Below are 17,708 nucleotides of genomic sequence, written 5' to 3'. Positions count from 1 at the left end.
TTTCGGTTGTCGGCTGGGCGTAGGCGTCTGACACGTCTTTCACCTTAGGCTGAGGAGTAGCCGTGGCACCCAATGGTGGCTCGGCACCCCCGGGAGGATGGCGATGAGCAGACTGCAGGGCAGCAAGGATTTCTGGATCGGCGCGCTCCGTGCGGAGGGGCCGGCCTTCGCCGCCGCGGTGGCCGAGGCCCCGCCGGAGACACCGGTACTGTCCTGTCCGGGCTGGACAGTCAACGATCTCACTTTGCACCTCGCCGGTATCTACCATTGGGTTTCTTCGTTCGCGGGCTCCGGCCTGACGACCGTACCGGCCCGCCCGGATCGGACCGACGCGGAGCCCGGTGTGAGCCCGTTGCAGCTCTGGCAGCAGGGCTACGACAAGCTGATGACCCTCTTCGACGGGCTCGACCCGGAGGCGCCGGCGTGGAACTGGGCTCCGCAGCCGAAGCGGGCGGGTTTCTGGCCGCGGCGGATGGCGCACGAGACGGCGGTGCACCGCTGGGACGCTCAGCTCGCCATCGCCGCCGGTGAGCCGGTCGAGGCGAAGCTCGCGGCCGACGGGGTGAGCGAGGTGCTGGACACCTGGCTGCCCGCCGGGCGGCGACGGGTGCCGGGCGACTGGCACGGCGTGGTGCAGCTCGCGGCGACCGACGCGGATCAGGAGTGGTATCTGCGACTGCGCGGCGAGGGGGTGGCGTTGCTGGACACGGCGACGATCCTCGACCACGACGACCACCACGCCCGGGCGCACGTCACCGGCACGGCGAGCGATCTGTTGCTGGCGCTGTGGGGTCGGGTGAGCTTCGAGACGCTGGACGTGACCGGCGACCGCAGCCTGCTCGAAGGTCTGCGCACCGGCCGCTGACCGGTCCTTCGCGGCGAGGGCGTCACCCCCTGGGGTGACGCCCTCGTTGGCGTCCGGGTCCGGTCGGCAACGGCGAGAGAGCGCTCTCTTGACAGCACCGGACGCACCCCCCACCCTCATGTGAGAGCGCTCTCTCAGCACCGCCGCCATCGACCACCTTGAGAGGGGTCCCCATCCCATGGCTGTCTTCCCGCGCCGCCGCCTCGCCGCGGTGGCCCTCGCCGCCACCACCGCCCTGCTCGTCACCGCCGGCTGCGGCGGCGGCGACGAACAGGGCGGCGACGGGCAGGTCACACTGACCGTCGACGTCTTCGGCCAGTTCGGCTACGAGCAGCTCTACCAGGAGTACATGTCCGCGCACCCCGGCGTGAAGATCGTCGAACGCGGCACCGGCACCAACCTCGACGAGTACTCACCGAAGCTCACCCAGTGGCTGGCCGCCGGCCGGGGCGCCGGCGACGTGGTGGCCATCGAGGAGGGTCTGCTGGTCGAGTACAAGGCGAACCCCGGCAACTTCGTCAACCTGCTCGACCACGGCGCCGCCGACCTCAAGGGCAACTTCCTCGACTGGAAGTGGGACGCCGGGCTGACCGCCGACGGCAAGCAGCTCATCGGCCTCGGCACCGACGTCGGCGGCATCGCCATGTGCTACCGCAAGGACCTCTTCGAGAAGGCCGGCCTGCCCACCGAGCGGGACGCGGTGTCCCAACTCTGGCCGACCTGGCAGGACTACATCGCCACCGGGGAACGCTTCGTCGCCGCGAAGACCGGCGCGTCCTTCCTCGACGCGGCCACCAACACCTTCAACACCATCCTGCTGCAGACCGCCGGCAACACCACCGGGTACAGCTACTACGACACCAGCGGCACCCTCGTCGTCGACAGCAACCCGGCCGTACGCCAGGCGTGGGACACCACCATGGACATCATCGACTCGGGGCTGTCCGGCAAGTACGGATCCTGGTCCGAGGAGTGGGTCTCCGCCTTCAAGCAGTCCAAGTTCGCCACCATCGCCTGCCCCGCGTGGATGACCGGGGTCATCGAGGGCAACGCCGGCCCGACCGCCCAGGGCAAGTGGGACATCGCCCGGGTGCCCGGCAACGGCGGCAACTGGGGCGGATCGCACCTCGCCGTGCCCAAGCAGAGCAAGCACCAGGCCGAGGCGATCGAGCTGGCCAAGTTCCTCACCAGCGCCAAGGGGCAGATCGGCGCGTTCAAGGCCAAGGGCCCGCTGCCCTCCTCCCCGCAGGCACTCGACGACCCGGCGATCACCGGCGCTTCCAACGCGTACTTCTCCGGAGCGCCGGTCGGCACCATCTTCGGCAGTGGCGCGAAGAGCCTCAAGCCGGTCTACATGGGCCCGAAGAACCAGGCCGTCCGCACCGAGGTGGAGAACGCCGTACGGACGGTGGAACTCGGCCAGCGCAACCCGGGGCAGGGCTGGACCGACGCGGTGACCAACGCGAAGAAGGCCGCCGCCAAGTAGTCCGAGCCAGCGTGCGGGCGGGCTCCGGGAGCCGGAGTTCCGCCCGCACGACGGAAAGGAGTCCCCGGGCATGACCGTCCAGCTCGACGCCCGCCCGCCGGTCGCACCGGCATCCGGCAACCACCGCCCATCCTCGGGTCGGCTCAGCCGGCTCGACACCCGCTTCTCGCCGTACCTCTACATCGCCCCGTTCTTCCTGCTCTTCGCGGTCTTCGGGGTCTACCCGCTGGCGTACACCTTCTGGGTCTCCCTGCACGACTGGGACCTGCTCGGCACCGACCATCCGTTCGTCGGCGCGGAGAACTACACCCGGTTGCTCGCCGACGTCGACTTCTGGCACGCGCTGGTGAACACGCTGGGCATCTTCGTGATCTCCACCGTGCCGCAGCTGCTCGCCGCGCTGTGGCTGGCCAACCTCCTGAACCGGGGGCTGCGGGCCCGCACCGGCTGGCGGATGGCCGTGCTCGTCCCGAACGTCACCTCCACCACCGCCGTGGCGATCGTCTTCGGGGTGCTCTTCGGCCGCGAGTTCGGCATGGTCAACTGGCTGCTCGACCTCGTGGGGCTGGACGCGATCGACTGGAAATCCAACCGGATCGCCTCCTGGGTGGCCATCTCCGCCATGGTCGACTGGCGGTGGACCGGCTACAACGCGCTGATCCTCCTGGCCGCGATGCAGGCCATCCCCCGCGACCTGTACGAGGCCGCGGCGATCGACGGCGCCAACCGCGTCCGGCAGTTCTGGTCGGTGACCGTGCCGCTACTCAAGCCGACGATCATCTTCTGCGCCATCATCGCCACCATCGGCGGATTGCAGCTGTTCACCGAGCCCCGGATGTTCCACTCCGGCACCAACCCGATCCGGGGCGGCCCGCTGCGCGAGTCGCAGACCCTGACCATGTACATGTTCGAGAACGCCTTCGCACCGCACTACAACTTCGGGTACGGATCAGCGGTCGCCTGGCTGCTCTTCGCGCTCATCGCCATCGTCGCGACCGTCAACGTGCTGGTCCTGCGTCGCCTCGGCGGCGGGTCCGGCCCTCGGAAGGGAGCGGCACGATGAGCCGGCTCTGGCGGGCCAGCCCGCTCACCTACCTGGCCCTGGTGGCCGCCGCCGCCCTGTCGATCTTTCCGATCTGGTGGATGTTCGTGGTCGCCAGCCGGTCCAGCGACGCGATGGGACAACTGCCGCCCCCGATCACGCCCGGCGGCAACCTGGGCGCCAACATCGCCCGGCTGTTCGACAACACCGACGCGTACTTTTTGACCGGTCTGATCAACTCGGTGATCGTCGCGACCACGGTCACCGTGTCCGTGGTGTTCTTCTCCAGCCTGGCCGGGTTCGCCTTCGCGAAGCTGCGGTTCCGTGGACGCAACGCGCTGCTGCTGGTGATCATCGCGACCATGATGGTGCCGACGCAGCTCGGCGTGATCCCGCTCTACCTGCTGATGACCCGACTGCACTGGAACGACCGGCTGCCCGCGGTCATCGTGCCGGTGCTGGTCACCGGGTTCGGGGTGTTCATGATGCGGCAGTACGCCGGCCAGGCCATCAGCGACGAACTGATCGAGGCCGCCCGGATGGACGGCTGCGGCACCGCCCGGACCTGGTGGCACGTCGTGCTGCCCGCGTTGCGTCCGGCCGCCGCCGTACTCGGCCTGCTCACGTTCATGACCACCTGGAACGACTTCCTGTGGCCGTACGCTGTGCTGAACGACCCAGCAAATCCGACCGTGCAGCTCTCCCTGCGGGCGCTGTCGGACGGGTACTACCAGGACATGTCGCAGGTGTTCACCGGGACAGCCATCGCGACGCTGCCCCTGCTACTGGTCTTCGTGCTGTTCGGCCGTCAGATCATCGGCGGGATCATGGAAGGTGCGGTAAAGGCGTGAGTGAACTCCGTTTTCCCGAGCATTTCCTGTGGGGGGCGGCAACCGCCGCGTACCAGATCGAGGGCGCGGCCCGCGACGACGGCCGCGGTCCGTCCATCTGGGACACCTTCAGCCGTACGCCGGGCAAGGTGTACCAGGGCCACACCGGCGACGTCGCCTGCGACCACTACCACCGGTACGCCGACGACGTGGCGCTGATGGCCGAGCTGGGGTTGCGGGCGTACCGCTTCTCGGTGTCCTGGCCGCGGATCCAGCCGGACGGCACAGGCCCGGCCAACCCGCGCGGACTGGACTTCTACGACCGGCTCACCGACACGCTCCTCGACCGGGGGATCGACCCGATCGTCACCCTGTACCACTGGGACCTGCCGCAGAGCCTGGGCGACCGGGGCGGCTGGACCAACCGGGACACCGCCGAGCACTTCGCCACGTACGCCACCGCGGTGTACGCGCGCCTCGGCGACCGGATCGACGTCTGGACCACGCTCAACGAGCCGTGGTGCTCGGCGTACCTCGGTTACGGCAACGGGATCCACGCACCGGGCGAGCAGGACCCGGCGGCGGCCTTCACCGCCGTACACCATCTGCTGCTCGGGCACGGCCTGGCGGCGCGGGCGTTGCGTGCGGCCGGCGCGCGCAGCGTGGGCATCACCGTCAACCCGGCGGACGTACGGCCGGCCGACCCGGACAGCGCGGCGGACGCCGCCGCGGTGCGCCTGGTCGACGGCCTGCACAATCGGATCTTCCTCGACCCGTTGCTGGCCGGCGGCTACCCCGACGACGTCCTCGAGCACGTGGCGCGCATCGTGGAGCCGACGTTCATCCGCGACGGTGACGAGAAGCTGATCGCCGCCCCCATCGACCTGCTCGGCATCAACTACTACGCGCCCAGCTACGTCGCGGGTCGGCCCGACGGCGCCGGCAACGGCGCGTACCCGGGCACCGAGGGCGCGGTGCACTTCCTGCCGCCGGCCGGGCCGCTCACCGACATGGGCTGGATGATCGAACCGGCCGGTCTGACCCGGCTGCTGGAGCGGATCGCCACCGACTACCCGGGCGTGCCGCTGCTGATCACCGAGAACGGTGCGGCGTTCCCCGACAAGCCGGGCGCCGACTCGCCCGACAGCCCGACGCAGGTGATCGATTCGGATCGGATCGCCTACCTCGACGGGCACCTGCGTGCCGCGCACGAGGCGATCTCCCGGGGCGTGGACCTGCGCGGTTATCTCGTATGGTCATTCCTGGACAACTTCGAGTGGGCGGAGGGTTACCGCAAGCGGTTCGGGATCGTGCACGTCGACTACCTGACCCAGCGGCGCACACCGAAGGCCAGCGCCCGGTGGTACCAGGAGGTGATCTCCCGGAACGGGCTGTGACGAGCGGGGGGAGTCGCGATGACGACGGCGCACCGGCCGACGCTCGAGGCGGTGGCGGCACGGGCCGGGGTTTCCCGGGCCACCGTCTCCCGCGTGGTCAACGGCTCCACCACCGTCGCCGAGCCGATCCGCGAGGCCGTCAACCGGGCGGTCGCCGAGCTGGGGTACGTCCCCAACCTGGCCGCCCGCAGCCTGGTCACCCAGCGCACCGACTCGATCGCCCTGGTCATGCCGGAGGCGGCCACAAGAGTCTTCTCCGACGACCAGGTCTTCCCCGGCATCATTCGCGGCGTCAGCCAGGAGTTGGAGGCGGCCGACAAACAACTCGTGCTGATGCTGGCCGGCTCGCCGGCCGGGCATCACCGCGTCGAGCGATACACCACCGGCCGGCACGTGGACGGGGTGCTGTTCGCGTCGTTGCACGGCGCCGACCCGCTGCCCGGCACGCTGGCCCGGCTCGGCATACCGGTGGTGGTCAGTGGTCGACCGCTCGGCGACGTGCCCGTGCCGTACGTCGACGTCGACCACGTCGGCGGGGTGACCGCGGCCGTCCGGCACCTGATCGACAGCGGTCGCCGACGGATCGCCACCATCGCCGGCCCGCAGGACATGGTCGCCGGGATCGAACGGCTCACCGGCTACCGCACCGCCATGGCCGCCGCCGGGCTGCCCGAACTGATCGCCGTCGGTGACTTCACCCGGGAGTCCGGGGGCGCGGCGATGCGGCGACTGCTCGCCGAACACCCCGACCTGGACGGCGTCTTCGCCGCCTCCGACCTGATGGCGCACGCCGCCCTGCGGACGCTGCGCGAGGCCGGCCGGCGGGTGCCGGAGGACGTGGCGGTGGTCGGCTTCGACGACATCGAGACCGCCGCCTACACCGAACCACCGCTGACCACCGTCCGGCAGCCCATCGTGGAACTCGGCCGGCGGATGACCCGGCAACTGCTCCGGCTGGCCGCCGGGGAGACCATCGAGCCGGCGGTCATGCTCCCCACCGAGCTGATCATCCGCGCCTCGGCCTGACCGCCGTCATGATCTGCGCAACTTCGGTGGTGTTGCTGCCTCCCGGCGTCGGCAGGCAGCAACACCACCCAAGTTGCTGCCTGCCGCGTTAATGCGTCGCCGTCGTGCCGGGTCGTCGTTAGCCTCGCCGGCATGCCGGATCCTGTCGCGCTGCTGCACGTACCCGCCCTCTCCGACGTCGCCGTACGGACGGGGGCCTGACATGCGCATCCGCGAAGCCCGGCCGGACGACGCCGCCGCCGTGGTGGCGCTGCGGGCGATCGTCCACCCGTACCTGGTACGCGGGGTCGAGTCGACCCGCAAGATGCTGACCGATCCGCCACCGAACGAGGGCTGGATCGCGTTGGTGGCCGAGGTCGACGGCCAGGTGATCGGCTGGACGTCCGCCGAGCCCAACACGTCGACGTCGGTGCCGGGCTTCGGCGACGTCAACACGCTGCACGTACACCCCGGCCACCGCCGCCGGGGCATCGGGACGGCGCTGCTGACCGCCGCGACCGACCACCTCCGCCCTCTCGGGGTGCACCGCGTACGCACCATGGCCACGGCGGGCTCGCTGCCCTTCGCCAGTCGGCACGGCTTCACGCCCAGCCGCGAGGTGCGTTACTCGGCGCTGGACCTGACCCCACCGCCCGCGCTGCCCGAGCCGCCTGCGGGTGTACGGCTGCGGCCGATCGCCGAGATGGACCCGCACCTGCTCTACGCTGCCGACGTCGCCTCGGCCGTCGACGAACCCGGTGACGTGCCCGTCGACGCGGTCACCTTCGAGAGCTGGCGGTACGACGTCTGGGACAACCTCGGACTCGACAAGACGGCCAGCACCGCCGCCGAGGTCAACGGCGACGTGGCCGCGTTCAGCCTGGTCAAGCGGGACGGGGATCGCATGTGGTCGGACTACACCTGCTCCGTCCCGGCGTACCGGGGTCGCGGGCTCGCCCGGCTGGCCAAGACGGCGGCGCTGCACCGGGCTGCCGAGGCCGGCGTACGGATCGCGTACACCTCGAACGACGAGTCGAACGCGCCGATGCTGGCCATCAACGCCCGGCTGGGCTACCGACCCGTGACGACCCTCTGGGCCTGCCTGGCCGACCTGACCTGATCAGTCAGCGCGGTTGTCGCTGCGCGGACGCGTCCACTTCAGGAACCGCGCGACGTACACCGCCGGGTCCGGTCCCAGGCCCAGCCTCAGCGCGTCGGCGAACGCCTCCCGCGCGAGCGTGGTCAACATGAGCAGCATCCCGACCCGGTCGCCACGCCAGCGGGCCAGCAGCGACAGCCGCGCGGCCGAACACGGCCAGTGGGCGCCGCAGCGGGTACAGCGCCAGTGCGGCAGGCCGGCATGATGCGGACGCGGACGCGGGCTCATCCGGCGCACGCGGGCTGGCGGGCGACCATCACACCTGGCAGGGCTCCGTCGACATGGTCAAGACCGCTGCCCTCTGAACCGCCACATCGACAAAGACCCTCGGCGAACCCGGGGGTCTTCTGCTATGCCTGGCGGCGATGCCAACTGTGGTCGCACCGGAACGACGAGATCTTGGACAGTTTCCGTTAGCTGCTAACGGAAACTGTCCAAGATCTGCGGGCGGACCGGCCGGACCGGGCGGACCGGCCGGACCGGGCGGTGATCACTTGACGGTGACCAGTTTCCAGAAGCCCGTTCCGACTGGTGAGCATCAAGTGATCAAGCCGAGAGCCGCCCGAGCCCTACGCCGTCTCGAAGGTCTCGCGGGCCGTGGCGTGGGTGTCCGCGCCGAAGAGCACCAGGCGGGCCTCGGTGACCGTGGCGGGCGTGGCCGAGCGCAGCACCGAGAGCGCCTGGCGGACCGCGTCGTCGACCGGCCAGCCGTAGATACCGGCGGAGATGAGCGGGAACGCCACCGTGGACGCACCCAGCTCGTCGGCGATCCGCAGGCTGTTCGCGTAGCAGTCGCGCAGCAGCGCCGACCGGTTCTCGGTGGCTGACCAGACCGGCCCGACGGTGTGAATCACCCAGCGGGCCGGCAGGTTTCCGGCCGTGGTCGCCACGGCCTGACCGGTGGGCAGGCCGTCGCCGTAGCGGGACGCCCGCAGCGCCCGGCACTCGGCCAGAATCGCCGGACCGCCGCGCCGGTGGATCGCACCGTCGACCCCACCGCCGCCGAGCAGCGACGAGTTCGCGGCGTTCACGACCGCGTCCACCGCCTGGGCCGTGATGTCCCCCTCGACCAGGGTGATCTCCATGTCAGCGCTCCTCGGTCGACTGGCCCAACGATCGGCGGGCCAGCAGGGTCGCACCGGCGACCGCGGCCGGCATGATCAGCACCGCGCCCAGCGGAATGAGGAAGCAGAGGAAGACCGCCACCCCGAAACCGAGCGCGGCCGGCCGGTCCGCCTTGAGGATCGTCCGGCGCTGCGGCAGCCGCATCCCGCGCCGATAGAACGGCGCACCGACCAGCTCCACGGCGAGGAACCAGCCGCCCACCGCCGCCCCGATCACCGGGACGACCGTCTGGCCGACCACCGGGATGAAGCCGGCGAGGAACAGCGGGATGCCGACCAGCGCGGTGAGCGCCACCAGTCGTACGGAGTCGGCGATGCTGCGGCGCAGCGACGACCAGAAGGGCACCTCCACCGCACCCGGAGTGCCGCCGAGGCGATCCTCCACCCGCTCGGAGATCTTCTCGTAGAACGGGTCGCCGATGACCAGCGTCACCGCCGTGAAGGTGAGCACGCCGAGCAGCCCGCCGAGCCCCAGGAAGGCCAGCCCGGCGATCACCCGGACCAGACTGCGGGCCGACGTCGACCAGTCGTCGGCGAACGGGGTGACCAGGGCGGCGAGGTCGTCCACGAAGTACACGAGGGTGGCCAGCGCGGCCACGAAGAGCGCGCCGGAGATCAGCGCCGGCACGATGCCGAGCAGCATCAGCCCCGGGCTGCGGACGTAGAGGCCGAGCCCACGCAGGAGCAGCCCCGCGCCGGCGAAGAAGCGTCCGACGACCCCGGTCACCGGGCTGGCGATTCTGCTGACGTCCACGATCGAGCAGCCTAACGACCGGTGATCGAATCCGCCGGGCGGCGAGCGGCACGGGGCAGGATGGGCGGGTGCGCGCCTCCCGACTGATCTCGCTGCTGTTGCTGTTGCAGGCGCGCGGGTCGATGACGGCCGGCGAGCTGGCCCGGGAGTTGGAGGTCTCCGAGCGGACCGTGTACCGGGACGTGCTGGCGCTCTCCGCCGCCGGGGTGCCGGTCTACGCCGACCGGGGCCGGGCCGGCGGGTACCGCCTGCTCGGCGGGTATCGGACCCGCCTGACCGGGCTGACCCGGGACGAGGCCGAGGCGCTCTTCCTCGCCGGTCTGCCCGGCCCGGCCGGCGACATGGGGCTCGCCGACGCGGTCGCGTCCGCCGAGTTGAAGGTGCTGGCCGCGCTGCCGCCCGCCCTGCGGGACGCGCCGGCCCGCACCGGCCAGCGGTTCCACCTGGACGTGCCGGGCTGGTTCCGGGAGACCGGGCCGCCGCCGTGGCTGGCCGACCTGGCCCGGGCGGTCTGGGCGGACCGGGTGGTGCAGCTGCGTTACCGGCGCGGCGACCAGGAGGTGACGCGGCAGATCCGGCCGTACGGCCTGGTGCTCAAGAGCGGCGTCTGGTATCTGGTCGGGCGGGTCGGCGACGACATCCGCACCTACCGGGTGGACCGGGTGACCGGGGTCGAGGTGAGCGACGAGAGCTTCGACCGCGACGAGGGCTTCGACCTGGCCGGGCACTGGCGCGAGCAGGCCGGATCGTTCCTGCGGACCATGCTGCGGGCCGAGGTCACCGTCCGGCTCAGCCCCGCCGGCCTGCGCCGGCTCCGACACCTGGTCGATGCCCCGTTCGTGTACGACGAGGTGCTCGCCGCCGCCAGCGAACCCGACGGGCAGGGCTGGGTGGTGGCCCGACTGCCCGTCGAGTCGGTCGAGGTGGCGTACCACCAGTTGCTGGGCCTCGGCCCCGAGGTGGAGGCCGTCGATCCACCCGAGCTACGGGCGCGGTTCGCCGACGCGGCCGACCGGCTGCGCGCGCTCTACCGGTAGCCGGTGACGTCGGCCGGCTGCGCGCGCTACCGGTAGCCGGTGACGCCGACCGGCCGCGCGCGCTACCGGTAGCCGGTGACGTCGGCCGGTTTACCCGCGTCGACGACCTCGACGATGTAGCGGAACGCCTCCGGCTGGCTGCCGTCGACGTCGGTGAACCCGTACACCTTGGACAGCGTGCCGGTGTCGACGGACTGGCCGTTCCAGCGGGCCTTCTGCTCGTCGGCGGCGAGCGCGGCCACCGCGCGGCCGACGAACGCCGGGGTCTCCGAGATGAGGAAGTTCGGGTCGGTGGCGGCGCCGTCGCGCCAGTTCTCCTCGGTGACGCCGAAGTGCTCCAGCATCGCCTCGGAGCGGATCCAGCCGGGGGTGAGCGCCACGGCGGTGCAGCCGTGCGGCTTCAGCTCGTGGGCCTGGGTGAACGCGAGCCGGTTGACCGACACCTTGGCCAGGTCGTAGAAGACCGAGAGCCGGTAGTTCTCGTCGTTGTACGCCTTGGTGCCGTCGCCGATCTCCACGACCAGGCCACCGGGCTTGCGGATCAGCAGCGGCAGGGCGAAGTGGCTGGTGATGATGTGCGTGTCGACGGCCAGCCGCAGGGTGCGGAAACCGGCGTCGAGTGGCTGCTCCCAGACCGGCTTGTCCCAGGTGACCAGCGGGTCGCCGCCCCAGATGTCGTTGACCAGCACGTCGAGGTGGCCCTGCTCGGCGTCGATCCGGGCGACCAGGTCGCGGACCTGCTCCGGCACCAGGTGGTCGACCCGGACGGCGATGCCGGTGCCGCCGGCCGCGGTGACCAGCTCGGCGGTTTCCTCGATGGTCTCCGGTCGGTCCATCTCCGAACGGCCGGCGCGGCTGCTGCGACCGGTGGCGTACACGGTGGCACCGGCCGCGCCGAGCTGTACGGCGATCTGCCGGCCGGCTCCCCGGGTCGCCCCGGCGACGAGCGCGATCTTTCCTGCGAGCGGTTGTGTCATACCTGCGAGGTTGTCAGCGATACCTGACAACCGGGGTCCGAATTTGTCAGTCCACCAGTCTGACGCGTACCCGGCGGTTGGCGCGGCCCTTGCTCTCCACCTTGACCACCTGCACCTTGCCGATCTGGGCGGTGGACGCGACGCGGGTGCCGACGATCCGGGTCTGCACGCCCTGCCACAGCAGGACGCCGTGGTCCGGTGGCTGGCCACCGCCGCCCGGGTAGAACGCCGAACGGTCCAGCACGATGCCCTGCTCCGGATCGGCGTGCAGAACCGTGCACGTCCACTCGCGCAGGGTCGGGTCCGCGAGGTCCAGCCGGTGCGTCCGGCCGTGTTGTGTGACGCCCATGACAGGGCAGGCTACTCGTTGAGGAAGCCGGAGATGCGCTCCCGCAGGTCGGCGCGTTCCGACCAGAGCACGCCGGGCCGGTCGTACACGTGCAGGGTGGCCCGGGGCAACGCGGCGGCGAGCCGCTCGGCGACCTCGACCGGGTGCAGGTCGTCGCCGGCACACGCGATCACCAGCGCCGGCGCGTTGACCGCCGCCAGGGCGGCGACGTCGTGCAGCGGCGCCTGCTCCGGCAGGGTGGCCAGACCGTCGGCGAGGCCGTCGCGGAGCAACTGGTCGAGCCGCTGCCGCAGGTACGCCCAGCCGGCCGGGGTGTTACGCACCGGCGGCGGCAGTTCCAGCGAGACGACGTCGGCCACCGCCGAGGCGTCGCCGCTCTCCACCGCCTCCAGCAGGTCGGTGAGGCGTTGCCGGGCCACCGGCCCACGCGGCTCGTCGAGCACGGCGGGCAGGAAGAAGACCAGCTTGTCGAAGCGCTCCGGGCTCTCGGTCAGCAGCCGGCAGAGGGCACCCGCGCCGAGGCTCGCCCCGAACGCGCGGCTGGCGCCGCCGAGATCCGCGACCGCGCGCAGATCCCGTGCCAGGTCGAGGTACGTCCACGACCCGTCCGGCGCGTCGGATCGGCCGTGCCCCCGGAACTGGAAGAACACCTTGCGGCCGGTAACCCCGCTGCCGAACGGGCGGGTGGTGGCGATGCCGTTGCCCAGCCCGTGCGCGAACACGGTGACCGGATCACCGGTGCCGGTGACCAGCCTCTCCAGTCGTACGCCGTGCGGGGTGGTGACCAGCTCGGTCTCCGGCTCGGGCAGTGCGGGTCGACCGGTTCGCGGCCCGCCCGGGCCGGGCCCCCAGGTGCGGGGCCCGCTGTCCGGTGGGGGCGGCCAACGGAAACCTCTCACCAGAACCCTTTGCCGTCGCTCAGGTCGCGCAGGCCGACCCGGACGTCGAGCAGGTAGATGAGCGCGGCGGCGATGCCGATCAGTCCGAAGAGACTGATCGGACCGAAGCCGAGCAGGGTGAGCACGAGGCAGACCGCGAGGATGGCGATCCAACCACCCTTGGGCAGCGTCCCGATGGCGGGGAAGCCGTCGGCGCGCTGCGTCACGGCGTGCACCAGCGCGACACCCTGGATGATCAGCGCGAAGACGAGCAGGATCAGCTCGATCACGTAGCGGACTTCAAAGGCGAAGATCGGCGCGGCGTTGGCCATGCCGGCAAGCTTATGTCGACGACCCCGACTACGTCCGACAAGGACGCCGTCGGGGTCGTCGACGCGGCGAACTACTCGGCCGCCGGGCGGGTCCGCTTGGTGGCCCGGGGCAGCTTCGCCGACGGCGTGGCGGCCTTCGGGGCGCGGGCGGCCTTCTTGACGGCGGCCGGCTTCGCCTCGGCGATCTCGGCCACCTCCGCCGGGGTCGGCACCTCGGTCGGGGTCGACACCTCGGTCGGGGTCGACACCTCGGTCGGGGTCGACACCTCGGCGGCAGCCGGGGCGGTGGTCTCGGCCGGGCTGGTGGTCGACGTCACGGCCTGGGTGGCCTCGATGTCGGCGTTGACCGTCTCGGCGGCCTCCAGCACACCGGCGCCGACGACCCGCTCACCGCGGGCGACCAGGGCACCGTACGCGGCGAACGCCCGCTCCTGTGCGGCCTGGGCGCTCGCGACCACCACGGCGGCGTTGCGGGTCGCGGCGGCGCGCAGCTTGTCGAGGTCGGCGACCTCGCGCAGCTTGGCCAGATCGGCCGACTCGCGGAGCTTGGCGAGGTCCAGTTCGGCCTGTGCCCGGCCGCGCAGGGTGCCGGCGGTCTCGTTGGCGGTGCGCAGCGTCTCGGTGGCCTTCTGACGCAGCTCGAAGCCGGTCAGCACGGCCCGCCCGCCCAGGTCGGCGACGACCCGGGTGCCGAGGACACCGACCACGGTCGGCAGCTTGCGCAGCTGCTCGAGGGCCAGCTCTCCGGCGCCGGCGGCGGCGTAGATCGGGGCGGGGATGCGGTTGGTCTTCGGCTCGGTCATGACGTCTCCTCTTCGGCCGCCTCGGCGGCCTTCCGGACCGCCGGACCGGCGGCCTTCTTCTCGGGGGTGTTCGTGCTGCCCGGGGCGGGAGCGGTGCCCGCCTCGGTGACGGCGACCGACTCGAGCACGGCCTCGGTCGGAGTGCCGCCTGCGGTGGTGGGGCCGGTGGCGGCGAGGTTGGCCACGTCGGCCGGCTGGTCGGCGACATCGGTCGGGGTCGTCGTCCCGGCCGTGTTGCCGGTGGCGGTCGCGCCGGGGGTCTCGGCGGCGGCCTGAGCCTCGGTCAGCCGGGCGTTCTCCCGGCGGAACGTCTCGTAGATCTGGCTGAGGGACTGCTTCTGGGCCATCGTCAGGTCGGTGTCCACGGCGATGGCGGCGAGCACACCGTGGCCCTCCTTGTCGTCGAGCAGCCCGGCCCGCAGGTACATCGCCGGGGTGGAGACCCGCAGCGCGCTGGCCAGCTGCTGGAGCACCTCGGCGCTGGGCTTGCGCAGGCCGCGCTCGATCTGGCTGAGGTACGGGTTGCTGACTCCCGCCTGCTCGGCGAGCTGCCGCAGCGAGATCTTGGCGTTGCGCCGTAGATCGCGGATGAACCCGCCGATGTCGGGAAGGTCCTTCGGTGTGGCCATGAGACTGACGCTAGACGGCCCTGCTAGCTCCTGCAAGCAAAACGCTAACCAGAGTTAGCAAGGTCTCAACGTCCCATTTGCGTGCCGCCTCTCCGGTCCGTACGGTCCCTCCGTGCACAAGATCACAGTCAATGGATCAGCCATCGCGTACGACGAGGTCGGCACCGGTTCGCCGGTCGTCCTGCTGCACGCCGGCATCACCGACCGCCGGATGTGGCGCGGACAGGTCCCGGCGCTCGCCGCCCGGCACCGGGTGATCGTTCCGGACCTGCGCGGTTACGGCGACTCCGAGCTGCCCCCGACGCCGTTCGCGCACCACGACGACGTGGCCGGCCTGCTGGACGCGCTCGACCTGCCCCGGGCCGCCCTGGTCGGCTGCTCGTTCGGTGGATCGGTGGCCATCGACACCGCGCTGGCCCACCCGGACCGGGTGAGCGCGCTCGCGCTGTTCGACACGGCGGTCTCCGGCAACGAGTGGTCCGACGAGGCGAACGACCTCTGGGACAGCCTGGTCGGCGAGGTCGACCCGGACGATTTCGTCGCCGGGGCCGCCGGTGAGGTGCGGTTCTGGGTGGTCGGTCCGGGCCGCCAGCCGGCCGACGTCGACCCCGAGCTGATCGCGTTCGCGCAGGAGATGAACCAGCGGGCGCTCGCCGCCGAGCTGGCGCTCGGCGCGGTCGAGGTGGGCGAACTGTCGCCGCCGGCGATCGGCCGCCTCGGCGAACTGCGGATGCCCGTCCTGGTCACCGCCGGCGCCGCCGACGTGCCGGACATCAGCCGGCTCGCCGACCGGATCGCCGCCGAGGCGCCCAACGCGGTACGACTGCCCGACGTGCCGGACGCCGCGCACCTGCTGCCGCTGGAGCGCCCCGAGCCGGTCAACGCCGCCCTGCTCGACTTCCTGGCCTGATCGACCCCCGGTCGGCGGTCGGCGGTCGGCGGTCGGCGGTCGGCGGTCGGCGGTCGGCGGTCGGCGGTCGGCGGTCGGCGGTCGGACGAGCCTGATGCCTCAGAGTCATATTGATGACTCTGAGGCATCACCGTCATGACGAGTGGGCCACCCGGCAGGCCGCCGGGCCCCATTCAGCCGGCTCCGCCACCAGCCAGCAGCCTCGGGCCGCCGGGCCAGCCGCGCCGCCACACGGTTTACCAGAGCGGACGGACCGCGCCCACCGGCACCCCGCCGCCGAAGAGCGGCACCTCGGCGTACTCGGTCAGCACCGGGGCGTCCACGCCGAGCCGGCGTAGCGCGGAGACCAACACCGGCATCCGGGCGCGGTCGGCGCCGTCGTCGATCTTCAGTGCGACGGCACCGACACCCGGCAGCCCGACCGCGATCACACCCTCGGCGCCGATCTTCGCCAGCAGGCCCGGGACGCCGCGCATCAACCTGGTGTCATCGGCACGGGTGCCGCCGACGATCTCCGGGTGCGCACGCATCGCGTCGGCGACCGCGCGAGGCGTCGAGCCGAGCTCGGCCTCGACCAGCCGCAGGTACGCCCCGGCCAGGCCGGTCAGCGACACCGCGAGCACCGGGGCGCCACAGCCGTCCACCCCCACCGCCGCCGCCTGCTCGCCGGTGAACTCCTCGATGGCGGCCCGCAACCCCTGCTGCAACGGGTGCTCCGGTCGCCAGTAGCCGTCCAGCGGCCACCCGGCGGCCTGGCAGGTCAGCAGCATCCCGCTGTGCTTGCCGGAACAGTTCATCTGCACCCTGCTCGGGCCGCCACCGGCGCGCAGGACCGCCTCCCGGGCCGCCGCGCCCACCGGCAGGTCGGGCGGACAGTGCAGGGCCGCGGCATCGAGCCCGGCCCGGTCCAGCAGCGCGCCGACCCGGGCCAGATGGAAGTCCTCGCCCGCGTGGCTCGCCGACACCAGCGCCAGATCGGCCGGGTCGGTCAGCGGCAGGCCGGCACGGAGCATCCCGATCGTCTGCATCGGCTTGCTGGCCGAACGGGGAAAGACCGGAGAGGCCACGTCCCCGGCGACGGCCACCGGCACACCGGCGGCGTCCAGCACCACCGCAGAGCCGCGATGCACGCCCTCCACGAACCCGGACCGGACCACCTCGGCGAGCGGCGCGCCGCCCTCGTACGTCTTTACCACGTGCTGGACGGTACCGACGCTTCTGGGGGCACCGGCGGCGGGGTGACCAGGACGTCCACCGCCCGGGTGACAGGGGCGCGGGACGGCCGCGTCCTTACAGTCCGAGCAGCTCGCGGGCCTCGGTGGTGGTCAGCGGTGGGCGCTGGGCGAGCTGCGCGAAGCCGACCGCGCGGGCGACCAGTTGCATGTTGGACTCCACCGGGCGGCCCTTCGCGTACGTCACTGTGTCCTCCATGCCGACGCGCAGGTGCCCACCGGTCGACAGTGCGGCCAGCATGACCGGGATGGTGCTGCGACCGATGCCGGTGGCCGAGAAAGTGGTGCCCTCCGGCAGGTCCCGCAGCATCCGGTGAGCCGCGACCAACGTCTCGGTGGTGCCCGGCATGCCGCCCGGCACACCCATCACGAAGTCGACGTGCACGTGCCCGCCGGCCGGCAGCCCGTACCTGCCGAGCAGCCGCTGCAACGCGGAAAGGTGGCCGAGGTCGAAGATCTCGTACTCCGGCACGATCCCCCGGTCCTGCATACGGCCGTGCAGGTCGACGATGAACTCCCACCGGTTGAGGAAGACGTCCTCACCGAAGTTGACGGTGCCCATCGTGCACGAGGCCATGTCCGGTCGGGCGTCGAGCACCGCGAGTCGGGCGGACTCCGGGTCGGTCACCGCGCCGCCGCTAGACAGCTGCACGATCAGGTCGGTGGTCTCCCGCAACGCCGCCACCGTCTCGGCCAGGCGTGCCGGGTCGAGGGTGGGCCGTGCCGCGTCGTCACGGATGTGGACGTGGATCACGGCGGCACCGAGCGCCTCGCACTCCTTGGCGGTGCGCAGCAGCTCGTCGAGGGTCACCGGCAGGGCCGGCACCTCCGCCTTGGCCGACTCCGCCCCGGTCGGGGCCACCGTGATCAACGTCCCTGTCGTCATGCCGGCGATCCTA

19 protein-coding genes and 1 pseudogene are annotated in these 17,708 nt (G+C 71.8%); 9 read left to right on the top strand and 11 right to left on the bottom strand.

The window, feature by feature from the left end:
* Positions 1-103 precede the first annotated feature (103 nt).
* The 7 genes from O7620_RS28275 to O7620_RS28245 all read left to right on the top strand — a co-directional run bounded on the left by O7620_RS28275 (position 104) and on the right by O7620_RS28245 (position 7,745).
* Complete coding sequence (locus tag O7620_RS28275) at positions 104-865, top strand: maleylpyruvate isomerase family mycothiol-dependent enzyme (RefSeq protein ID WP_151488492.1); 762 nt, start codon at positions 104-106, stop codon at positions 863-865.
* A 178-nt stretch (positions 866-1,043) separates the two neighbouring features.
* Positions 1,044-2,351, top strand: a complete 1,308-nt coding sequence (locus O7620_RS28270) for an extracellular solute-binding protein (RefSeq protein WP_278126157.1) — start codon at positions 1,044-1,046, stop codon at positions 2,349-2,351.
* Between the two features lie 70 nt (positions 2,352-2,421).
* Positions 2,422-3,414 (top strand): sugar ABC transporter permease, encoded by a 993-nt coding sequence (locus O7620_RS28265; protein WP_278126156.1) that lies wholly within the window; start codon positions 2,422-2,424, stop codon positions 3,412-3,414.
* The gene (locus O7620_RS28260) at positions 3,411-4,244 is read left to right on the top strand and encodes a carbohydrate ABC transporter permease (protein WP_151488495.1); all 834 of its coding nucleotides are present in this window, start codon (positions 3,411-3,413) and stop codon (positions 4,242-4,244) included. The genes O7620_RS28265 and O7620_RS28260 overlap by 4 nt, the downstream gene beginning before the upstream one ends.
* The gene (locus tag O7620_RS28255) at positions 4,241-5,620 is read left to right on the top strand and encodes a GH1 family beta-glucosidase (protein ID WP_278126155.1); all 1,380 of its coding nucleotides are present in this window, start codon (positions 4,241-4,243) and stop codon (positions 5,618-5,620) included. The genes O7620_RS28260 and O7620_RS28255 overlap by 4 nt, the downstream gene beginning before the upstream one ends.
* Before the next feature lie 18 nt (positions 5,621-5,638).
* Complete coding sequence (locus tag O7620_RS28250) at positions 5,639-6,646, top strand: LacI family DNA-binding transcriptional regulator (protein WP_278126154.1); 1,008 nt, start codon at positions 5,639-5,641, stop codon at positions 6,644-6,646.
* 202 nt (positions 6,647-6,848) lie between these two features.
* Positions 6,849-7,745 carry a GNAT family N-acetyltransferase gene (locus O7620_RS28245; protein WP_278126152.1) on the top strand — a complete coding sequence of 299 codons (897 nt, stop codon included), beginning with the start codon at positions 6,849-6,851 and terminating at the stop codon, positions 7,743-7,745.
* Here the strand turns inward: O7620_RS28245 and O7620_RS28240 are convergent, their stop codons facing one another.
* From O7620_RS28240 to O7620_RS28230, 3 genes are all read right to left on the bottom strand, one after another.
* Positions 7,746-8,012 (bottom strand): flavin reductase, encoded by a 267-nt coding sequence (locus O7620_RS28240; protein WP_278126151.1) that lies wholly within the window; start codon positions 8,010-8,012, stop codon positions 7,746-7,748. It abuts the gene before it with no gap.
* A gap of 341 nt (positions 8,013-8,353) precedes the next feature.
* Positions 8,354-8,869, bottom strand: coding sequence for an O-acetyl-ADP-ribose deacetylase (locus O7620_RS28235; protein ID WP_278126149.1), 516 nt, complete (start codon positions 8,867-8,869; stop codon positions 8,354-8,356).
* 1 nt (position 8,870) lies between these two features.
* Positions 8,871-9,662 (bottom strand): EI24 domain-containing protein, encoded by a 792-nt coding sequence (locus O7620_RS28230; RefSeq protein WP_278126147.1) that lies wholly within the window; start codon positions 9,660-9,662, stop codon positions 8,871-8,873.
* 68 nt (positions 9,663-9,730) lie between these two features.
* Between O7620_RS28230 and O7620_RS28225 the strand changes: the two genes are divergently transcribed.
* Entirely contained in the window at positions 9,731-10,699 is a 969-nt protein-coding gene (locus O7620_RS28225) for a YafY family protein (RefSeq protein ID WP_278126146.1), read from the top strand.
* Positions 10,700-10,761: 62 nt separating this feature from the next.
* On the opposite strand, the gene O7620_RS28220 is transcribed toward O7620_RS28225, so the two are convergent.
* The 6 genes and pseudogenes from O7620_RS28220 to O7620_RS28195 form a co-directional block, all read right to left on the bottom strand.
* A complete protein-coding gene (locus O7620_RS28220; protein WP_278126145.1) occupies positions 10,762-11,676 on the bottom strand; it encodes an SDR family oxidoreductase in 915 nt (304 codons plus the stop codon).
* Between the two features lie 46 nt (positions 11,677-11,722).
* Positions 11,723-12,025, bottom strand: a complete 303-nt coding sequence (locus tag O7620_RS28215) for an alanine--tRNA ligase-related protein (RefSeq protein ID WP_278126142.1) — start codon at positions 12,023-12,025, stop codon at positions 11,723-11,725.
* An 11-nt stretch (positions 12,026-12,036) separates the two neighbouring features.
* On the bottom strand, positions 12,037-12,924 hold the full coding sequence (locus O7620_RS28210; RefSeq protein ID WP_278126141.1) for an alpha/beta hydrolase: 888 nt from the start codon (positions 12,922-12,924) through the stop codon (positions 12,037-12,039).
* A complete protein-coding gene (locus O7620_RS28205) occupies positions 12,921-13,235 on the bottom strand; it encodes a DUF2516 family protein (RefSeq protein WP_151488507.1) in 315 nt (104 codons plus the stop codon). The genes O7620_RS28210 and O7620_RS28205 overlap by 4 nt, the downstream gene beginning before the upstream one ends.
* 71 nt (positions 13,236-13,306) lie before the next feature.
* The gene (locus O7620_RS28200; protein ID WP_278126139.1) at positions 13,307-14,038 is read right to left on the bottom strand and encodes a hypothetical protein; all 732 of its coding nucleotides are present in this window, start codon (positions 14,036-14,038) and stop codon (positions 13,307-13,309) included.
* Positions 14,039-14,172: 134 nt separating this feature from the next.
* Positions 14,173-14,667, bottom strand: a pseudogene (locus tag O7620_RS28195) (helix-turn-helix domain-containing protein); the annotation flags it as partial.
* Positions 14,668-14,779: 112 nt separating this feature from the next.
* On the opposite strand from O7620_RS28195, the gene O7620_RS28190 reads away from it, so the two are divergent.
* Positions 14,780-15,577 carry an alpha/beta hydrolase gene (locus tag O7620_RS28190; protein WP_278126138.1) on the top strand — a complete coding sequence of 266 codons (798 nt, stop codon included), beginning with the start codon at positions 14,780-14,782 and terminating at the stop codon, positions 15,575-15,577.
* A gap of 236 nt (positions 15,578-15,813) precedes the next feature.
* On the opposite strand, the gene O7620_RS28185 is transcribed toward O7620_RS28190, so the two are convergent.
* Complete coding sequence (locus O7620_RS28185) at positions 15,814-16,773, bottom strand: asparaginase (protein WP_278126137.1); 960 nt, start codon at positions 16,771-16,773, stop codon at positions 15,814-15,816.
* A gap of 94 nt (positions 16,774-16,867) precedes the next feature.
* Entirely contained in the window at positions 16,868-17,695 is an 828-nt protein-coding gene (locus tag O7620_RS28180) for a 3-keto-5-aminohexanoate cleavage protein (protein ID WP_151488512.1), read from the bottom strand.
* Between the last annotated feature and the right edge of the window lie 13 nt (positions 17,696-17,708).

The sequence above is a fragment of the Micromonospora sp. WMMD710 genome, from assembly GCF_029626045.1.
Taxonomy (GTDB): domain Bacteria; phylum Actinomycetota; class Actinomycetes; order Mycobacteriales; family Micromonosporaceae; genus Micromonospora.
The sequence above is the reverse complement of the archived record's forward strand: the minus strand, read 5'-3'. Positions and strand labels throughout refer to the sequence as shown.

Bases quoted from the DNA above. Each gene is read 5' to 3' on its own strand.
- O7620_RS28180 (WP_151488512.1), bottom strand. From the start codon at position 17,695: ATGACGACAGGGACGTTGATCACGGTGGCCCCGACCGGGGCGGAGTCG.
- O7620_RS28270 (WP_278126157.1), top strand. From the start codon at position 1,044: ATGGCTGTCTTCCCGCGCCGCCGCCTCGCCGCGGTGGCCCTCGCCGCC.
- O7620_RS28245 (WP_278126152.1), top strand. From the start codon at position 6,849: ATGCGCATCCGCGAAGCCCGGCCGGACGACGCCGCCGCCGTGGTGGCG.
- O7620_RS28200 (WP_278126139.1), bottom strand. From the start codon at position 14,038: ATGACCGAGCCGAAGACCAACCGCATCCCCGCCCCGATCTACGCCGCC.
- O7620_RS28240 (WP_278126151.1), bottom strand. From the start codon at position 8,012: ATGAGCCCGCGTCCGCGTCCGCATCATGCCGGCCTGCCGCACTGGCGC.
- O7620_RS28260 (WP_151488495.1), top strand. From the start codon at position 3,411: ATGAGCCGGCTCTGGCGGGCCAGCCCGCTCACCTACCTGGCCCTGGTG.
- O7620_RS28235 (WP_278126149.1), bottom strand. From the start codon at position 8,869: ATGGAGATCACCCTGGTCGAGGGGGACATCACGGCCCAGGCGGTGGAC.
- O7620_RS28265 (WP_278126156.1), top strand. From the start codon at position 2,422: ATGACCGTCCAGCTCGACGCCCGCCCGCCGGTCGCACCGGCATCCGGC.
- O7620_RS28275 (WP_151488492.1), top strand. From the start codon at position 104: ATGAGCAGACTGCAGGGCAGCAAGGATTTCTGGATCGGCGCGCTCCGT.
- O7620_RS28205 (WP_151488507.1), bottom strand. From the start codon at position 13,235: ATGGCCAACGCCGCGCCGATCTTCGCCTTTGAAGTCCGCTACGTGATC.
- O7620_RS28215 (WP_278126142.1), bottom strand. From the start codon at position 12,025: ATGGGCGTCACACAACACGGCCGGACGCACCGGCTGGACCTCGCGGAC.
- O7620_RS28250 (WP_278126154.1), top strand. From the start codon at position 5,639: ATGACGACGGCGCACCGGCCGACGCTCGAGGCGGTGGCGGCACGGGCC.
- O7620_RS28220 (WP_278126145.1), bottom strand. From the start codon at position 11,676: ATGACACAACCGCTCGCAGGAAAGATCGCGCTCGTCGCCGGGGCGACC.